Source organism: Ruegeria sp. AI3 (assembly GCF_056541245.1).
In genome coordinates, this window is record NZ_JBQFYA010000016.1 from 55,174 (window position 1) to 73,310 (window position 18,137).

Below are 18,137 nucleotides of genomic sequence, written 5' to 3' on the forward strand. Positions count from 1 at the left end.
AGTTGTGGAACCGACTACACAATAGTTCTAATGACCAAAGATCAGGCTATGCGTCCAGCCCGCCCGCATTCTGGATAAGAGCTGCACATTTAATCTCGATGCCGAGGCTCGGTACATGGGTGTTATCGGCAGGGCCATCGGATGATCGAGCAGGTCCGTCGCCGGTATAGCAAGTTGCACGACATCTTCATCATGTTAGGCACTGGTTTACTTGGAGCTTGGACGCCAACACAGAAGAAAGGTGTTTCGGTTTGTCCGGGGCAAGCGGACCTGAGCTGCATCCGCAAGAGCAACTCACTCGATCATGAAAGGCGGCCGTTCGCAGCAGGGAAGGCAAGACAAAAAGTCTAGCGGAGCATCCAAGTAGGACTGCACAAACGTAGGCTTGCACAGTCGCCATAATTGGCCCTTTGCCAAATCGATTGGTGATGTCTGACATAAACTCGAGCGATATGGGGTCTTTTAAGGGCTGCAACACGCGCCCGTGTTTTTGAACCCGTTCAATCGACCATGTACACCGTTTCGCCCGTGTCTATCGCCCGTTGCGCCGCTTGCCCCATTCTGACCGCCCAGAGGCCGTCGTTTAAACTTACGTCCGGCTTATCTTTTTCGCCACGAAGCACGGCCAAGAAACCTTTGTGCTGATAGTAGGTTGATCCATTGTGATCCCCAGCCGCCAATAGGTTCGGGTCCACTGGAACGTCCATTGATACGGGGCCTTTGGGATTGCGCGGACTCACGATTACGCGCGGAGGTGGAGGAGCGCCCAAGTGATCCTGCCAAAAGCGCACCGGTCCTGGAACCAGCGCTTCGATTTTAGCGTCTGGTCCGACGGCTGATATCTCTTCCTGATAGCGAGAGCCTTCGGCAAACATGCAGAGTTCCAACATCGCGCGCGCACCCGAGGCAAAATCCACAAGAACATAGCCGTGATCCAGAATATCTGGGGTTTGACCATCGTAGCTCTCGTCCAAATGGTTCACTGCCTGCCCACCACTTGCCGTTATGCGTACCGGGTCGGATTGCAATATTAGACGCATGAGGTCGAAGAAGTGGCAGCATTTTTCGACGAAAGTACCGCCAGTATTGCGGTTGAAGCGGTTCCAATGGCCGACCTTGTCGAGGAACGGAAAACGATGCTCGCGGATCGATAGCATTTTTATACCACCGGCCACCTGAGCCTTCTCGATCAGAGCAGCAATAGGGGGCATGTACCGGTATTCCATCGCAACCCAAATCGGGCAGGGGTAGTCGCGCTGCAACTGCTCGAGGCGAGCCCCGTCTTGCGGGTCGGTGAATAGTGGCTTTTCTACCAAAAGCGGTAGCGGACGTGTTTCAGCGATCGCGCAAATCTGGTCCACATGAAGATGGTTTGGGCTAACAATGACGACGCAGTCCAGTGCTTCAATCGCCAGAAGCTCTTGCATGGAACCCACCATGGCCGCATTTGGCGCAATTGCCTTGGCAGCTTTTGCCATCTCTGGATCGGGCTCAAAGATCGCTGCTACATTGGTGCCTTCCAGCAATCCGATATTGTGCAGGTGCTCTTGCCCCATCATGCCGCATCCAATCAGCCCGTAATTGATGGTCCGGGTCATGTGCAATTCCTTTTACTTCAAACGTTGTACGTAGTTGGCCCGATCTGGGTCGAACCATGTTTTTGAGAATTCAACGGGTTCGGCGTTTTCCGACCAGCTGAACCGCTCGATGTAGCCTACCGATTGGCCCGCTGGTTTGGTGAAGTCAGGAGGTGTCCAGTCCGGTAACGGTTGGACCGAGACTCTGTCTTCGGCTCTTGCGATCCAGAAGCCCAATTGGCGCTGATAGAAGCGATAGAGTGAGTCGGACAGCAGGCTCTGGTCGATCAGGCCCGCTGATTCGTCTAGCCAAATTTCTTCGACTGCGATGATTGTATCATTCAGATAGCGCATCCGCCGGACACGCGAACCAGCATCAGAAGCACCGAATTTCGGCAGATTGGCTGGCTTCTTCAGATGGTCAACTGACAGGATATCCGCACGTGGCAGGCCACCCCCTTCAGGTAGTTCCAGCCTGAACATTGCATAGACGCTGTTTTGTGTACCGGTCTCGCGGATGTAATTGCCTGAGCCCTGGATACGCTCCAACATCCCCTTTTTTTCTAGCTCAGAGAGTGATTTTCGGAGCGTTCCAACCGAGACATTCAACTCCGCCGCCATCTCTCGCTCGGGTGGCAAACGCTCGCCATCGATAAGGCGCCCGGCAGCGACGTCGCGGATCAGAAGTTCCGCGATTTGAATATATACCGGCAAGGCATTTGGGTTTCGGTTGGAGGCAGACACGGTCGACGCTTCACTCGGTCGCAGGAAAAATTGATACACTATTGATCTACATCAAAGCGATTGCTACGCAAGAGGAAAGTCAAAGATGTACGGAGCGTGAATCAAATGAGCATCGTCCCCATCACATCCCCCGATCTGGATGCGGCCGAAGTTTCGTGGTTTGCTGCGCTGTGTTCCGATGACTACCAGTTCCTTGGCGTGCCCGATGGCGACCTGCGGTCGAGTTGGGAGCATTGTTCCGGCATCGTGAAAGAGGCCGAAGCGCAGGGGTTCCGCAATATCCTCTGCCCGTCCTCCTATCAGGTCGGTCAGGACACGCTGAGCTTTGTCGCTGGTTGCGCACCGATTACCGAAAAGATCAACATGCTGGCCGCCGTACGCTGTGGCGAGATGCAGCCCATCATGCTTGCTCGCACCATTGCGACGCTGGATCACATGCTGAAGGGGCGGTTGACGGTCAACATCATCTCCTCCGACTTTCCCGGTGAGAAAGCCGACAGCGCGTTCCGCTATCAGCGCTCGCGCGAAGTGGTAGAGATTCTGAAACAGGCCTGGACGCAGGATGAGATCAATCATGCAGGCGAGGTCTATAACTTCTCAGGTCTGACCACTGACCCGGCCAAGCCATACCAGGTTGGAGGGCCGCTGCTCTATTTCGGCGGCTATTCCCCCTCCGCGCTCGACCTTTGTGGCGAGCATTGTGACGTCTACCTGATGTGGCCCGAAACCAAGGACCAACTTGCCGAACGCATGAAGGCCGTTCATGCGGTCGCCGAGAACTACAACCGCACGCTGGACTACGGTTTGCGTGTTCACATGATCGTTCGGGATACCGAGGCAGAGGCGCAGGAATATGCGGATTACATCGTTTCGAAACTGGATGACGAATATGGTCGTGCAATCCGGGAGCGGGCGCTTGACTCGACCTCTCTCGGCGTTGCGCATCAGGCCAAGAACCGCGATCTGGCGGATGAATATGGTTATGTTGAACCGGGTCTCTGGACCGGTGTTGGGCGTGCGCGTTCGGGCTGTGGCGCAGCGCTTGTCGGTTCGACCGATCAGGTTATGAGCAAGATTGAAGAATACCAAAAGATGGGCATCCGCGCCTTCATCTTTTCGGGCTATCCGCACATGGATGAAGCCAAACATTTCGGCGCCCGCGTGCTGCCCAACCTGAAAACCTGTTCGCTGCCCGAAGCTTATGGGCGCGTGCCTGCAACTACCCCGGCGACCCCGCTGGGCAACGGAGTTCGTCGCTGATGCAACGCGTGAAACTATCTGACTCGCTGGAAATGAGCCGCCTTGTCTATGGCATGTGGCGCTTGGGCGACGACTCAGACACATCGGCGGCACATGTCGAAGCCAAGATCCAGGCCTGTCTGGATCAGGGTATCACCACCTTCGATCAGGCCGATATCTATGGCGATTACGGGGCCGAGGCAGTTCTGGGCAATGCCCTGCGCTCCAATCCCGGTCTGCGTCAGCGGATGGAGATCGTTACTAAATGCGACATCGTCGCGCCGGTTGGCCGTTATGCGGACGCCAAGGTAAAATACTATGACACCTCGCGCGCGCATATCGTGAAATCGGTGGACACGTCCCTGTCCGAAATGGCGATTGACCATATCGATCTGCTTCTGATCCACCGCCCTGATCCCATGATGGACCACCATGAGACCGGAGCTGCGCTAGACGAGGTCGTCGCCAGTGGTAAGGTCGGCGCGGTCGGCGTGTCGAACTTCCGGCCTTGGGATTGGTCACTGCTGCAATCGGCGATGAAGACCCAACTGGTCACCAACCAGATCGAGGTGTCTCTGGGTGAGATCAGCCCCTTCACCAATGGTGATCTGGCTTTTCACCAGCAACATGGTCATCCGCTGATGGCATGGTCGCCGTTGGGGGGTGGGTTGTTGATGGCCGGAAACCCTCCGGTCGGCGTTGTCGCGGATGAAATCGCAGCCGAGTTCGGCGTGGATCGCGCCGCGGTTGCCATGGCCTTCTTGTTGGCGCATCCGGCCAACATCCTGCCAGTTCTGGGCACCAACAATCTGGACCGGATCAAACGCGCCTCGGACGCGTTGAAAGTCAAACTGGATCGTGAAAGCTGGTACCGCCTCTATGAGGCGGCACTGGGCCATGAAGTACCATGATGAATGCAATCTCAAAGGACATGACCCACACCTTCGTTCCGCACAAGGACGACACCCGCACTCTGCGCGACGCTTTCGGCCGTTTTGCGACCGGCGTCACCATCGTCACATGCGACAGCGCTGATGGCCCGGTCTGCATTACGGCCAACAGCTTTTCGTCGCTGTCATTGGACCCGCCCTTGATCATGTGGGCGGGTGACCGCAACTCGCGCCGCTTCCCCTATTTTCACAAGGCCCTTCATTTCAGCGTGCATGTGCTGTCCTCGGAACAGGCCGAGCTGTGCTTTGGCTGCTCGAAAGACGCCTTTGCGCTGCGCGACATCGCGCATGAGCGCTGTGAGAACGGAACGCCGATCCTACCGGACTGCCTGGCGCGGTTCGAATGTGAACAACACGCGTATCACGATGCGGGCGATCACGTTATTGTGGTGGGAAAGGTTCTTAAGGCCAGCATGGCGGACGGAGACGCGCTGACCTTTTATGCCGGGAAACTCGGCCAATTCGCGCAGCACTAAGCGCGATTTGACGACCGCGGGACATACCCGCGGCTGAACAAGGGAGGATCCGCATGAGCGGACTGGCATCGGTGCTTGCACCGATTGCATTCGTGAACGAAACCGTGCTGCGTCTGGGCCGCGCGGTTGGTGTCGTTGCGATTGCACTCATGGTGATCGCAATCCTAATCCAAGTGTTTTTCCGGTATGTACTGGGCAATGCACTGCCATGGCCGGATGAGGCCGCGCGGTTTTGCATGTTGTGGATGACCGGGCTTATGGCCCCCACCGCGTTCCGGCGAGGCGGCTTTGTGGCCATCGATATGCTGGAGCGCTTTCTACCGCGCGTAACCGGCCAATCACTGAACCTGTTCCTGCTGCTGATTTCGCTCGCCGTCTTGCTGGTTGCCGTCAGTATCGGCTGGTCCGAGGTCACTGGCTTTGGAGGTAGATTCGCCACCGCCGCGCTATACCTTCCTACCTCACTCGGGTTCGACGAATGGTACCGCATTCCGCGCAGTTGGATGATGGCCTCGTTGCTGGTGGGGATCATTCTGCTGATTTCGGTGAATATCGAGCTGATCCTGCGATCCTTCATCACTCTGCTCGGTGGGGGCCACCTGTTGCCTGAAATTCCTGACGCGGCAGTGGGGGCCGAATAGATGCTGATCTGGTTCCTGCCCACCTTCCTGATTTTCCTACTGATCGGCCTGCCGGTCTTTTTCGCTTTGCTAGCCGCGCCCGGTATCCTGCTTTGGCTGAACGGACAGACCAACGACATCACGCTTCTCTATCGCAATGTCTATAACGGTATGGACAGCTTCCCGCTGATGGCGATTCCCTTCTTCATGCTGGCCGGAGAGTTGATGAACCGGGGCGGCATCACCATCCGTCTGGTCGAGTTCAGCCAGGCACTGATGGGCCATCTGCGCGGCGGTCTTGCGCATGTGAACGTCCTCAGCTCAATCCTCTTCGCGGGCCTCTCGGGGTCCGCTGTGGCGGACACCTCGGCGCTTGGGTCGATGCTAATCCCAGCGATGGAGAAGCAGGGCTATACCCGCAAATTCGCCGCCGCCATCACGGCGGCCAGTTCGGTGATCGGACCAATTATCCCACCTTCGGGCATTATGATCATCTACGCCTACGTCATGGGCGAAAGCGTCGCCGCGCTGTTCCTAGCGGGCATCGTGCCGGGCGTGATGGTGGGTGTTGGCCTGATGCTGATGATCAAACTCATGGCAGACCGCTACGACTTCCCCGTTGCCAGCCGCAAATACACATGGCCCGAGCGGCGTCAGGCCAGCCTGAAAGCCTTCTTCCCATTGATGACACCGGTGATCATTCTGGGCGGTATTCTAGGCGGCATTTTCACACCAACCGAAGCCGCCGCCGTCGCCGTGGGCTACGCGTTCATCATCGGCTTCTTCGTCCTGCGCACATTGACTTGGAAAGAAGTTCCCGAAGTGCTCAGCAACGCAGGCATGACCTCCGCCGTCGTCCTTCTGCTGGTCGGCGCGGCGATGGCGTTCAAGACGGTTGTCAGCCTCAGCCATGCGCCGGAACAACTGGCCTCGCTGATCCTCAGCCTGTCGGAAAACCCGCTGATCCTGCTGTTCCTGATCAACCTGCTACTGTTCATCGTCGGCATGTTTCTGGATGCAGGCCCCGCGATCATTATCCTTGGTCCGATCCTTGGCCCCATCTTCACCAGCCTCGGCGTCGACCCGATCCACTTTGCGATCATCATGAGCGTCAACCTGACCGTCGGCCTAGCCACACCGCCAATGGGCTTGGTGCTGTTCGTGGCCGCCGCCGTATCGCGTGAGCGGGTCGAAACCATCGCCAAGGCGATTCTGCCGTTCCTAGCCGTTGAAATCATAGTGATCTTCCTGATCACCTATATCCCCGCACTATCCATGACGATCCCGAGGATAACGGGATTTGCCAACTAACTGAGTTCCATAGGGAGGAAACGCATGCTCAGAGATTTCATCAAAACCGCAGCGGTGGCCACATCGCTCGTGGCCGCGTCCGCTATGGCCGCCACAGCCGCCGACTACACGCTGCGCGCCACTGCCAACTCGAACGAAAATGACGAAGACTATGATGGTCTGATTGTCTTCAAGAACTATGTCGAGGCCGCGTCGAACGGCGCGATCGAGGTTGAACTTTTCATCGGAACCCAGCTTTGCTCAAACGGTGCGGAATGCCTGCAGGGCGTGGCGGATGGCACGATTGATATCTACATCTCCACCTCGGGCGGCGCGTCGGGCATCTTCCCTTACGTGCAGGTTCTGGACCTGCCTTACCTGATGGCCGATGACCGCATTGCCGAGCATGTTTTGTCCGGCGACTTCACCCGCACCATGCGCAACATGGCGCTGGAGGACTCGGGCGGCGCGATCCGTCTGATGACCATAGGTAACACCGGCGGCTGGCGCAACTTCGCCAACACCCAGCGCCGCATCGCCGAGCCTGCCGACATGGAAGGTCTGAAAATCCGCACCGTGGTCGCCGACCTGCCGCAGGAACTGGTCAAAGCCCTGGGCGCTTCGCCGACACCGATCCCATGGCCGGAACTGTTCACCAGCTTCCAGACCGGTGTTGTTGAGGGTTCCAAGAACGGCATCACTGACATCATGGGCATGAAATTCCCTGACGCGGGTCTGCAATATGTCACGCTGGACGGCCATGCCTATATGGGCGCGCTGTGGTGGATGAACAACGCCAAGTTCCAGGAGATGCCTGAGGATATGCGCCGTGTCGTTGTCGACGGTTTCTATGCGCTGCAGCAGGCCACCTTTGCCTCGCCCAAGCGCAAGTCGATTCAGGCCTATGAGGATTTTGTCGCCGGTGGCGGAGACCTCTACGTGCTGACGCCCGATCAGAAGGCCGCGTTCAAAGAGGCCGCAACCCCGGTGTATGACTGGTTCCAATCCAACGTTGCCCGTGGGGACGAAATCTTTGGTGCGTTGACCGAAGCGGTAGCTGCGGCTGAGGCCGATGTAAACGCCTCACGCGATGCGGACTTGAACTAAGTACATAGGCCGGGCTTTGTGGCCCGGCCCTCACCGAAACGGGTACATCCACCCTTTGTAGTCGTTGACCAGCACATGCGCCCTTTCGATCTGCTCTGGCGACATTTTCTTGACCACTTCCTCAAGGCTGATCGCTGCATCGGGGTCGCCGCCGATAGCGCTGAGCGTGTACCACATATAGGCGCGCACCAGATCGGGCGCGGGCATACCCAGACCCAATTCATAGTACCAGCCAACGCCCGACTGAGCCCCCGGATGCCCCTTCATCGAGGCGCGCAGATACCATTCAAAGGCCCGCTCGTAGTCCTGCTCGACTCCGAGGCCCAGACCGTACATCACGCCGATCAACTCCTCAGCCTCGGCGTTGCCCGAGCGCGCGGCTGGAAGAAGCTCCTGTCGCGCGGCTTCAAACTGTCCGGCCTCCATCATATCTCGCGCTTGCTCCAGCTCCGCCAGAGCCGGAGGCGCAAATATGCAAAGGGCGAAAACAAGCTGACGCATGGGTTGGTTGCTCTCTTCTGGGTTGGGGCCGCTGCGGCACAGGACTTGCCGCGCCCGCTCACCGATGATGACTTTATCCCATTTGATATGGAACAGGCTGCCGTTGGTCATCAACTGTTTTACGACTCGATCCTGTCGGGCAACCAGAACATCAGCTGTGCCCATTGCCACCACCCGGATTTTGGCACCTCAGATGGGTTGTCACTAGGCATAGGAGAAGGCGGGCAGGGGTTGGGACCGGACCGCACACCCGGTACCGGGGCAGACAGAATACGCAAACGCATCCCTCGCAACTCTCCGGGCTTGTGGAACCTTGGGGCCAAGGAAATTCACACGGTCTTTCACGACGGTAGGCTGAGTATTTCAGACGTCTACGGCAACGGCTTCAATTCCCCAGCGCAGGAGTGGCTGCCCGAGGGCCTGAATTCCCTACTGGCGGCGCAGGCTCTGTTTCCCCTGACCTCACAATTCGAGATGGCAGGCAATGTGGCCGAGAATGAAGTCACAGGCGCGGTGCATGATCGGATCGACAAAGGCTGGCCTATTCTGGCGAAACGCGTCCGCACCGATCCACGCTATGGCCCGGCCATCGTCGCCGCCTTTGATGAGGTCGAGACAACCGAAGATATCACGATCACGCAAATCGCCAATGCTCTGGCCGCTTTCATGGCGATCGAGTGGCAGAGCACCGACAGCCCGTTTGACCACTACCTCGAGGGTGACTCGAATGCCCTTTCACCAGCCCAATTGGATGGGATGGAGCTTTTCTACGGCAAAGCCCAATGCTCCAGCTGCCACGCCGGACCTCTCATGTCAGATCAGAAGTTCCATGCTTTAGGTTTGCCGCCCTTTGGACCGGGCCGCACCCGGCAGTGGGATCCCTTCGTTCGGGATGTAGGCCGTATGGGTGAAAGCAACCGCCTAGAGGATGCATATAGGTTCCGCACCCCTATGTTGCGCAATGTTGCCCTGACCGCGCCCTACGGTCACAATGGCGCTTTCCCCGATCTGGAAAGCGTCATTCGCCATCACTTGAACCCACAGGCAAGCCTGGACAACTGGAGGCCTGAAATGGCTGCTTTGCCCGAGGTGCCATGGTTGCAAAAAACCGATTTCATAGTGTGGGAGGACGATTATGAAATGGAGCGTCAACGCATTAAAAGCGACATTGTTCCGATCCAACTCACGGAGTTGGAAATTCAAAACCTGATTGCTTTTCTGCATTCGTTGACAGGTATCAGCGTAGATTCATTGAAGTTCGGAGTGCCGAAAGGATTTATTCCTTAGCCACCCCTCGCATCGGCAAGGTGCCGTCAGAGAAATCGTCTCCTGCAGTCCTTTTTGGTTGTCCCTTTCGAGGAGATCTTGGGCCGAAATGATCTGCAGGGAAAAAGACTCTGACGAGCGGCGCGAAACAAAACAATCCAGGCACTTAAAAGGGTATCAAACCAGCTTAGCCTCACAAGACCTGCATAGAATCCGACGCACCGTTCTTGTGGGAGACATAACTCCGGTATCGGGGCAATTGTCCCACTGCGATCCTTGAATAGGGTTCCAAAATTTTGTCGCAAATTCTTGTCGACCCGCACTTTCTATGAAGGGGGCAAGCAGTCCCAGTAGTTACAACGAACTTATGCACCAAGACGGAACTTGGTTGGTGTCATTCCGGTTTGACCACGGAAAAAGCGCGTGAAATGGGACTTGTCTGAGTAGCCAAGGAGTAGACCGATCTCAGCAATTGTCATCTTGTCATCTCTGAGGTGCTCTTTGGCGACATCGACACGCAGCCGTTTTATTTCGCGGGGGAGTGTTGTGCCTTGTTGTTGAAGTGCTTTCAGAAACCGTTCCGGCTGTATTCCCAGTAGTCCGGCCACAACCTCTGGTCCCAGATCGGTTTCATCCAGTTTGTCGCGTAAGACGGATCGCAAAGCGGCCACCACCGTTACTTCTTCGTTTTGTCGAGCTGAGGCTATGTGTTTGACAGAACCCTCGGAGGCATGGTGCAGAAACAACCATTCCACAGGAAAACTGATTTGCATTCCGGGATCAGGTCCCAAGCCAACTTCGATCCCTTTGTAGTTGACCGGTAGACCCGTAATATACCGGCTTTCCCACCGCACACGCGAAGAATCCCAGGATTCTCCGACGACAGTCTCCAGAAGCCGTACATAGATCGCGGCTCCAAAACCGGTCACTTGAATGGGTGGGACAGCGGGTTCCTGTTGCCTCTCGATACGATAGGTTGCTTTGTCCGCTTCGATGACAAGGCTGTGCCGCACGGAATTGGACTCCTGCGGGACAAGCCCAATAAAGCGGGTAAAGAACTCGAACAGCGAGTTTGTCGATTGTAGGGCTTGAGCGAACGGAGGCCATTCCCGCAGGTCAAAAGTCTCGCCTACATTCAGGCCAAGGTATCGGTCCCCAGACACGTCTGAGAAGGCATTTAGCAGACCGTAAACCAGCTCTGAGTGGACATAGACAGAAGGGTCAGACAACAGTTCGGACTTCAAGCCGACCTGATCCAAGGCCGGTTGCGGATCGAGCTCGCGGTCAGTGAGATACTGCAGAAACGGAGCTGCCAAAGCGAGGCGAATGAACCCTTCGCTATGCTCTTGAGAGGTGGAGTTGAACGGCAATTTCGTCTCCCTTTCAGGATCAAATGCTGTGATCAGTGGCCATTTTTGTAGTCACATTCGTACATCCTAATTCAAAAGGGGCAACCGAGCCAATGAATTCCAGACTATAGTTGGCAAAACATGAATATGAAGGGAGTACTTATGTCCGGCTTACGAATGTCTCTTTGCTCGACGGCAATTGTCGCGGCAGTTCTTTCTTTTTCGGCGACCGCGCAGGCTCAGGATCAAGAAGAACCCCAAACGCTGTTTACCAACGTGCATGTCTTCGACGGTGTGAATGAGCAACGCATTGAAAATGCCAGTGTTCTGGTCGAGGGCAATCTGATCAAGTCCGTCTCAACCGATGCCATTGATGCGCCGAGCGCGACGGTTATCGACGGCGGTGGGCGCACTCTGACACCGGGCTTTATAGAGAATCACGCGCACCTGATGCTCATGGGGCCATCGATTGCCGAGATGGAAACCAACTCGACCTGGGAGGATTTCGCCATCCACGGGACCCGGATGGCCGAAATGTACCTGATGCAGGGCTTCACGACCGTTCGCGATGCCGGGGGCGCTGGCGGCGGGCTGCGGCGCGCAATTGACGCCGGCCAGATCGTCGGCCCCCGCTTTTATCCTTCCGGGGCATTTCTCGGAACACGTGGTGGTCACGCCGATTTCGCATCCTTCACATCTCCGCCGGGTGGGGTGACCAACTTTGGGACTCTGAATATGGCCCAACAGGTCAACGGTGTTGACGAAATTTACATGTATGGCCGCAACAACCTGCGCATGGGTGCCACGCAATTGAAGTTCATGCAATCAGGTGGGGTGATTTCGGCATTCGATCCATGGCAGTTGCTCGCCGGTTCGAAAGAAGAGATCGAGGCCGCTGTTCAGGTTGCCAACGAGTACGGCACCTATGTCATGGCACATTCCTACCGCAAAGAAGCGATCATCAATGCCCTGAATGCAGGGGTCAGAACCATTGAACACGGATTTCACTTTGACTGCGAGATTTCTGCTTTGATGAAAGAAAAAGGAGCGTACATCACGACGAACATCACAGCATTTGATCCAGGCCTACTTGATGTTCCTTCCGTGAAAAACAACCCCAACAGTTTGAGGAAGGCCAAATCGGCCTCGGCGACCTTCGAAGCCTACATTCCAAGTATGAAGGAATGCCCGGCGCCGCGCGGTTTCCAAACCGATTGCGTCGGCTCGGTCGAAGCGTGCAACATCCAGATCGCCTACGAGAAACATCTGAATAACCATTTCTTCGGCCCCTATGCGTCGATGGTAACCCTAACTTCGGTAGGTGGCGAGATCGCGGCACTTAGCGGTGATTTCATGAACCCCTATCCGGAAGGCAAACTGGGTGTGATCGAAGAAGGAGCTTATGCGGATATCCTGCTAATCGACGGTAATCCACTTGAAGACTTCTCGGTTGTTGGCACAGGTGATCAGTGGTTCGGTGCCGATCCGAGGCCAGAAAGTCCAGATACGATCCGACTGATCATGAAGGACGGCGTCATCTATAAAAACACACTGGATTGACCTGTCTAAACAGTCGGAGAGTATTTATGCACCATTGGTTTCGCTGGGTAGTATTCGCAGGGTTATTTTGGTGTGGGCATTCTGCGCTGGCGGCGCCTGAAACCGCATTAGATTGGGCCGACCTGCCAGACCCATCTGCGCAGGTCTTCGAAGACCCCTATCGCGAGCTCAGCCCTGAACAATTCGACGATGTTCTTTACGTCGTTCGATTGCGCGGCAGGCTGCAGCAGGATGGTGGCAGCGAAGAAGAGCGGCAAAAGTGGCAAGTACTTTTGACCGAGACTGAGGATGCCTTGGCTGCTGATGGAATTGATATCGACTGGCTGCTCGATCAGCGCGAAGTTGTGATGGAACGTCGGAGAAAGGCGGGGACAAACGGAAATCCGCAATTCGATGGTCAAACAATCACACTGGCTGGTTTCGCCATTCCTGCTCCGAATGATCCGGACGGTCGGGCTGTGGCGTATTTGGTTCCGGAACGCGGGATGTGCAGTCACATGCCTCCCCCTCCGCCCAACCAGATGATCCGTGTGCGGTTGAACGGGGACTGGGCGCCCAGCTATTTTCATGAACCCGTTCGGCTGACGGGCATGCTGACCATCGATCCGTCTGTTCAGAATATGATGGTTGTGGATGGCCAGATGCCAATGAACGCGACTTTCCAGTTGGAAACAGAACGTGTCGAAACGCTCGAAACCAAGGCGGACAGGCTGGAATGGAAGCAACGCGCCGCTGATCGCATCCGCGCGGCGGGCAATCGCAAGACCGGTGGGGCAAGGGCGTCTGAATGATAAGACTTCTGGCCGCTACACTGAGTATTGCTGTCGCTGGCGCTGCCTCGGCGCAAGGACTGTCCGGGCCTTCGTCGGTCGAAGCTGATCTTATCCCCGGAGATGGGCTGACCGACCCACAATACCGTTCCGATTTTCCACGTAACATCGCACCGGGTTGGTTTGGGTGGAAAGACCGGCTGGCTGAGGGTGGGTTTCGGTTCAATATTGATTACTTGGCGCTGGGCCAAACCACGAATGCTGATCTGGGAACCGGCGAAGCGGCCAGCGGAATTGCACGTTTCTACGGGAGTTGGCAGGCGACTGAACGGGGGTCTCTCACATTCAAGATCGAAGACCGGCATAGCTATTCCGATGTCGCCCCGCAGTTCCTTGGGCTGGATGGCGGAGCGCTTTCGATCACCGGGACAGCCTTCAACGATAGCGGTCTGCTGTTGACCAATCTGTTCTGGACCCAAAGGGCCGAAAACGGTTCGTGGACGCTGCAATTCGGTCAGATTGATGTAACGGACTTTGTAGATATCTATGGGTTGGTAAGCCCCTATAGTGGTTTCCAAAACCTGTCCTTCAACACCAACCCGACACTCAACGCACCCAACCCTGGTCTTGGTATTGCCGGTGGGATCAAGCTGAGCGGAAATTTCTACGCTGTAGCGAGCGTTGCAGACGCAAATGCCGATCCGTCTGATCCAAACTTTGATGTGTTCAGCGATGGCAATCTCTTCAAATCACTCGAACTTGGGTACACATCCGGCTTTGATCGCATTTATTTCGACAATCTCCATCTGACCCTCTGGCATGCGGATGCGGCCGAAGATGGCAGCCGGGCGGAAGACTACGGCGCTGCGTTTTCTGCCGCATGGTTTGTTGACAATAAGTGGATGCCGTTCTTTCGGGCAGGGGCCTCAAAAGGGACCGCAGCGCTGTATGACCGATCGGTTTCTGCCGGTGTGGGCTACTATGGTCGCAATACCGATCTGGCCGGTCTGGGCCTGAACTGGGCCGAGGCCCGAGGCATAGATGGCGACCAGTTTACGCTCGAAGCCTTCTACCGGTTTTCAATCTCACCCGGGCTGCAGATCACGCCGTCCCTGCAGTACATTTCAAACCCGCTACTGAACCCAGGTCAGGATAGCATTACGCTGTTCGGCCTGCGAACCCGGATCGTTTTCTGATGTGGGGCGAAAGCAGACGTCAAAAGCGTCGAAACATGCAATTCTGCTGATCAAAGGGAGGATCTATCCATGCGTACCCTGTTTCTGGCTGGCACGTTGTCCGTGTTTTCCACTTTCTGCGTCGCGCAAACTTACGACGTGGTGATCCTCAACGGTCGGGTAATGGATCCGGAAACCGGGTTCGATCAGATCGCCAACGTTGGAATAAGCAATGGCTGGATCACTGCGATTACCGACGAAGATATTGACGGCAGCGAAGCCATCGACGCGACAGGGTATGTTGTGGCCCCCGGGTTTAGCGACCTTGAACAACACGGGCTGGATCCTTGGGGTATCAAGGTCAACCTTCGCGATGGTGTTACTACTCAAATGGATTTTGAGGTCGGAGCCGCGAATATCGACGAATGGTACGCTGCGCGCCAAGGCGTGACGCAGGCGAACTACGGCACAGTCGTTGGACAAGAATTCGCACGGATGCGGGTGCATGACGGCCTTGTGCTGGAAGGTGGGGATATAGACTTCCGGAACTTTTTCGCACTTCGGGCACAATCCGTGGAAGACGGTGTCGAGGGGTGGTCGTCGGTTCCAAGCAACCGCGAGCAGATGAACGAAATCACCGCCCAACTGGATGAGGGGCTTCGTCTCGGAGCACTCGGCGTGGGATCGACCATCGGCTACGCCCGCGAAGGCATCACAACCTATGAGATGTTCGAGGCACAGCGGGCCGCAGCGCGCTATGGCCGTCTAACTTCGGTGCACCACCGGTTTCATCCCAGTGCTTCGACGCCCACCGAAACACAGACCGGCGTTAACGAAATCCTGGTCAATGCGATGGTGCTCGACGCGCCGCTGCACATTCACCACGACAATGATTATGGGTGGTGGGAAAATCAGGAAAAGCTCCAGATGGCCCGCGACCAAGGCTACAACGTCTGGTCCAGCTACTATCCTTGGACCGCCGGATCGGGAAACTACGGCGCTTCGATCATCGCCCCCGAAAACTGGGAAGGGTCGATGGGGTACAAATACGAAGACACTATCTTTGACCCCCAGCTTGATCGCTTCGTAACCAAAGACGAATTCTTGAGCTTCGCCGAGAATGAACCGGGACGGACGGCCATTGTTTTCAGCCCGCCAAGAGAGCAATGGTTGAATGATTGGATCACCATCGTGGGCTATGGCATCTCGGGCGACGGTATGGCCGGGTTGGATATCGAGGGCAACTTGATGAGTTGGGATGCCCCCTACGAAGACTATGCCGGGCACCCTCGGTCCGCAGGCAGTCACGCGCTTGTCTTGAGACTGGCTCGCGAAGCGAATGTACCGCTGATGCTCACACTCACTCAGTTGAGTTACATACATGCGAAGCGGCTAGGTGACACAGGGTTGCGCGCAATGCAGGTGCGTGGGCGTATGCAAGAAGGCATGGTCGCGGATATAACGATTTTTGATCCGGAGACTGTGACCGAAAAGGCGAACTATACTCTTGGTCAGCAAGGTCTGCCGTCAGAAGGCATTCCGTATGTGCTGGTTAATGGAACTATTGTTGTCCGGAACAGCGAAGTGCAGCGGGATGTTTATGCAGGGCAGCCGATCCGGTTTCCAATCGAGGAAAGCGGGCGTTTTGTTCCGGCTGGTCGCGAGCAGATCATGGGTATCCTCACACCGGATACTGGCACGGCACGTCCGACACTGCTTGACGATATCACAGACAATGAAGCCAATATTGTACCCGCCGCGCCATCAACCAACCAATTTGCATCGGTAAAGCCAACCGACCCGTTTGATTGGTTTACGCCTCGCAACGGTCTAGATGACGGTGCCCTTTTCTTTTGCGTCGTGCATGCTCGCTTCGAGGACCCTGCGCAGGCAAAACGCGACTATGCGAAGGCCATGATGTCAAAAATGGGAGGGCCTAGGCCTAATCAGTCGGAACAACGCAGAGCAAACTAATACGTAGAGTCTTGGAGCAGTGAAAAATGAAAGCCTACTTTAGGCTGAGATCGATCATCATCAACCAGTCAGGTTACGGCAGCTTTTCCCGCAAGGCAGCCGTTCGTAAGACCGGATCGAATGACCACTCTGAGCCTAATGTGTCAAATGCCGCGCCGAAGCCAAAAAAAACCGCTTTGCTTGACTCCAGGGACGAAACTCCTTCGCGCGCAACTCAGTCTCTCGCGGCCAGTTCGCCGCATCAGAACGCTCTAGTAACGATTTGGGTCGAGATCGAACGCCCTTCCGCAAAGTCGTCTGCCAATTGCTGATAGTTCGTTTACGAATTTTGCCGTCGCCCAAAGCTCCTGTATCGTGGACATCTTTTCCGTATAACAGAAGCGGAGGCCCAGCCGACATCGTTTCATGCGCAGTACAACAATAGGTGCTAGTCGCGTAAGAACTTGATACTTTGTGGGGAAAGGATGGTGGGTGATGAGAGACTCGAACTCCCGACATCTTCGGTGTAAACGAAGCGCTCTACCAACTGAGCTAATCACCCGTGACGGTGCATGTAGCCAAGCCTGAGGGCGGGTGCAAGAGGGTTTGCGCGAATTTCTTACCTTTCTTCGGGTGGCGCGTCAGCTATGGCTGTCTGTACCGCCAAAGGCATCACTGCACACCCGATTGAAGGCAAAGTCGGAAAGGCGCTTGCGCGGGGCCTGTTGCCTCCGATATCCCCAGAAGGGACCGAAACCCCTCAGGCCGGAGAGGACATGGCCCGACACTCCCCTTGCCGTTTTCTTGTGGCAGCGCTGGCGCTTGGCGCGTTTTTGCTGGCTCCGCTTCGGGCCGGGGCAGATGGGATTTTGGTGTTTGCGGCGGCCAGTCTGAAGACTGCTTTGGACGAGGTTTCGACCGCGTATCAGCGCGAAACCGGCAACGATGTCACGATTTCATATGCCGCGTCCTCGGTTCTTGCGCGTCAGTTGCAGCAAGGCGCTCCGGCTGACCTGTTCATTTCCGCGAATGAGGATTGGATGGATGTGTTGCAGCAGGATGGCGTGATCAAACCCGAAACCCGAGTCGCCCTCTTGGGCAATGGGATGGTTCTGATCGGAGCCGCACCCCAGACGCATATTGGCGAGGTCTCGGCGACCTATGATCTGTCCGAACAGCTTGAAGGCGGGTTTCTTGCCATGGCATTGTTCGATGCCGTCCCCGCAGGAATCTACGGAAAGGCTGCGTTGCAGGGTCTTGGCCTGTGGGACGCGGTGCAGCGTCAGGTCGCGCAAACCGACAATGTGCGAGCGGCACTGGCTTTGGTCGCGACCGGGGCGGCACCGATGGGCATTGTCTACCGGACGGACGCTCAGGCTGACGCGCGGGTTAGTATTGTTGGCAGCTTCCCAGAGGACAGTCACCCGCCTATCATTTACCCGGTCGCCGAGACGTCCTTTGCCAAGCCAGAGGCGCAGGATTTTCTGACCTTTCTCCAGAGCGAACTCGCGTCAGATGTGTTCAAGGGGCAGGGGTTCTCTCTGCCTGAACGGTGAGCCT

At 56.3% G+C, this 18,137-nt stretch carries 16 protein-coding genes and 1 tRNA gene; 12 read left to right on the top strand and 5 right to left on the bottom strand.

Features of this window, described 5'->3' with window-relative positions:
* Nucleotides 1-500: 500 nt before the first annotated feature.
* Nucleotides 501-1,598 carry a Gfo/Idh/MocA family protein gene (locus tag ACRZ95_RS20275; RefSeq protein WP_170678916.1) on the bottom strand — a complete coding sequence of 366 codons (1,098 nt, stop codon included), beginning with the start codon at nt 1,596-1,598 and terminating at the stop codon, nt 501-503.
* A 12-nt stretch (nt 1,599-1,610) separates the two neighbouring features.
* Nucleotides 1,611-2,321, bottom strand: a complete 711-nt coding sequence (locus tag ACRZ95_RS20280) for a GntR family transcriptional regulator (RefSeq protein ID WP_170678918.1) — start codon at nt 2,319-2,321, stop codon at nt 1,611-1,613.
* Between the two features lie 105 nt (nt 2,322-2,426).
* Between ACRZ95_RS20280 and ACRZ95_RS20285 the strand changes: the two genes are divergently transcribed.
* From ACRZ95_RS20285 to ACRZ95_RS20310, 6 genes are read left to right on the top strand one after another with little or no spacing between them, the layout of a single operon-like run.
* Entirely contained in the window at nt 2,427-3,581 is a 1,155-nt protein-coding gene (locus ACRZ95_RS20285; RefSeq protein WP_170678920.1) for an LLM class flavin-dependent oxidoreductase, read from the top strand.
* Complete coding sequence (locus ACRZ95_RS20290; protein WP_170678922.1) at nt 3,581-4,471, top strand: aldo/keto reductase; 891 nt, start codon at nt 3,581-3,583, stop codon at nt 4,469-4,471. Before ACRZ95_RS20285 ends, ACRZ95_RS20290 begins: the two co-directional genes overlap by 1 nt.
* Nucleotides 4,471-4,986, top strand: a complete 516-nt coding sequence (locus ACRZ95_RS20295) for a flavin reductase family protein (RefSeq protein WP_170556584.1) — start codon at nt 4,471-4,473, stop codon at nt 4,984-4,986. The genes ACRZ95_RS20290 and ACRZ95_RS20295 overlap by 1 nt, the downstream gene beginning before the upstream one ends.
* 53 nt (nt 4,987-5,039) lie before the next feature.
* On the top strand, nt 5,040-5,627 hold the full coding sequence (locus ACRZ95_RS20300; protein WP_170678924.1) for a TRAP transporter small permease subunit: 588 nt from the start codon (nt 5,040-5,042) through the stop codon (nt 5,625-5,627).
* Nucleotides 5,628-6,917: a TRAP transporter large permease gene (locus ACRZ95_RS20305; RefSeq protein ID WP_170378746.1), complete on the top strand. Its 1,290-nt coding sequence runs from the start codon at nt 5,628-5,630 to the stop codon at nt 6,915-6,917. It begins immediately after the preceding gene.
* Between the two features lie 24 nt (nt 6,918-6,941).
* Entirely contained in the window at nt 6,942-8,003 is a 1,062-nt protein-coding gene (locus ACRZ95_RS20310) for a TRAP transporter substrate-binding protein (RefSeq protein WP_170378744.1), read from the top strand.
* 30 nt (nt 8,004-8,033) lie between these two features.
* Here the strand turns inward: ACRZ95_RS20310 and ACRZ95_RS20315 are convergent, their stop codons facing one another.
* Entirely contained in the window at nt 8,034-8,504 is a 471-nt protein-coding gene (locus ACRZ95_RS20315; RefSeq protein WP_170678926.1) for a tetratricopeptide repeat protein, read from the bottom strand.
* A gap of 3 nt (nt 8,505-8,507) precedes the next feature.
* On the opposite strand from ACRZ95_RS20315, the gene ACRZ95_RS20320 reads away from it, so the two are divergent.
* Nucleotides 8,508-9,791 carry a cytochrome-c peroxidase gene (locus ACRZ95_RS20320; protein ID WP_480555493.1) on the top strand — a complete coding sequence of 428 codons (1,284 nt, stop codon included), beginning with the start codon at nt 8,508-8,510 and terminating at the stop codon, nt 9,789-9,791.
* Nucleotides 9,792-10,135: 344 nt separating this feature from the next.
* Here the strand turns inward: ACRZ95_RS20320 and ACRZ95_RS20325 are convergent, their stop codons facing one another.
* Nucleotides 10,136-11,140, bottom strand: coding sequence for an AraC family transcriptional regulator (locus ACRZ95_RS20325; RefSeq protein WP_170678928.1), 1,005 nt, complete (start codon nt 11,138-11,140; stop codon nt 10,136-10,138).
* 141 nt (nt 11,141-11,281) lie between these two features.
* Between ACRZ95_RS20325 and ACRZ95_RS20330 the strand changes: the two genes are divergently transcribed.
* The 4 genes from ACRZ95_RS20330 (at nt 11,282) to ACRZ95_RS20345 (ending at nt 16,598) form a co-directional block, all read left to right on the top strand.
* Nucleotides 11,282-12,679 carry an amidohydrolase family protein gene (locus ACRZ95_RS20330; RefSeq protein WP_170678930.1) on the top strand — a complete coding sequence of 466 codons (1,398 nt, stop codon included), beginning with the start codon at nt 11,282-11,284 and terminating at the stop codon, nt 12,677-12,679.
* 26 nt (nt 12,680-12,705) lie between these two features.
* Nucleotides 12,706-13,470, top strand: coding sequence for a DUF3299 domain-containing protein (locus tag ACRZ95_RS20335; protein ID WP_170678932.1), 765 nt, complete (start codon nt 12,706-12,708; stop codon nt 13,468-13,470).
* Nucleotides 13,467-14,645 carry a carbohydrate porin gene (locus ACRZ95_RS20340; protein ID WP_170678934.1) on the top strand — a complete coding sequence of 393 codons (1,179 nt, stop codon included), beginning with the start codon at nt 13,467-13,469 and terminating at the stop codon, nt 14,643-14,645. The genes ACRZ95_RS20335 and ACRZ95_RS20340 overlap by 4 nt, the downstream gene beginning before the upstream one ends.
* A 69-nt stretch (nt 14,646-14,714) precedes the next feature.
* Entirely contained in the window at nt 14,715-16,598 is a 1,884-nt protein-coding gene (locus tag ACRZ95_RS20345) for an amidohydrolase family protein (protein WP_170678936.1), read from the top strand.
* Nucleotides 16,599-17,063: 465 nt separating this feature from the next.
* Here the strand turns inward: ACRZ95_RS20345 and ACRZ95_RS20350 are convergent.
* Nucleotides 17,064-17,139: transfer RNA gene (locus ACRZ95_RS20350), tRNA-Val, on the bottom strand.
* A 214-nt stretch (nt 17,140-17,353) separates the two neighbouring features.
* Between ACRZ95_RS20350 and modA the strand changes: the two genes are divergently transcribed.
* The gene (modA, locus tag ACRZ95_RS20355) at nt 17,354-18,133 is read left to right on the top strand and encodes a molybdate ABC transporter substrate-binding protein (RefSeq protein ID WP_170678982.1); all 780 of its coding nucleotides are present in this window, start codon (nt 17,354-17,356) and stop codon (nt 18,131-18,133) included.
* Nucleotides 18,134-18,137: the final 4 nt, after the last annotated feature.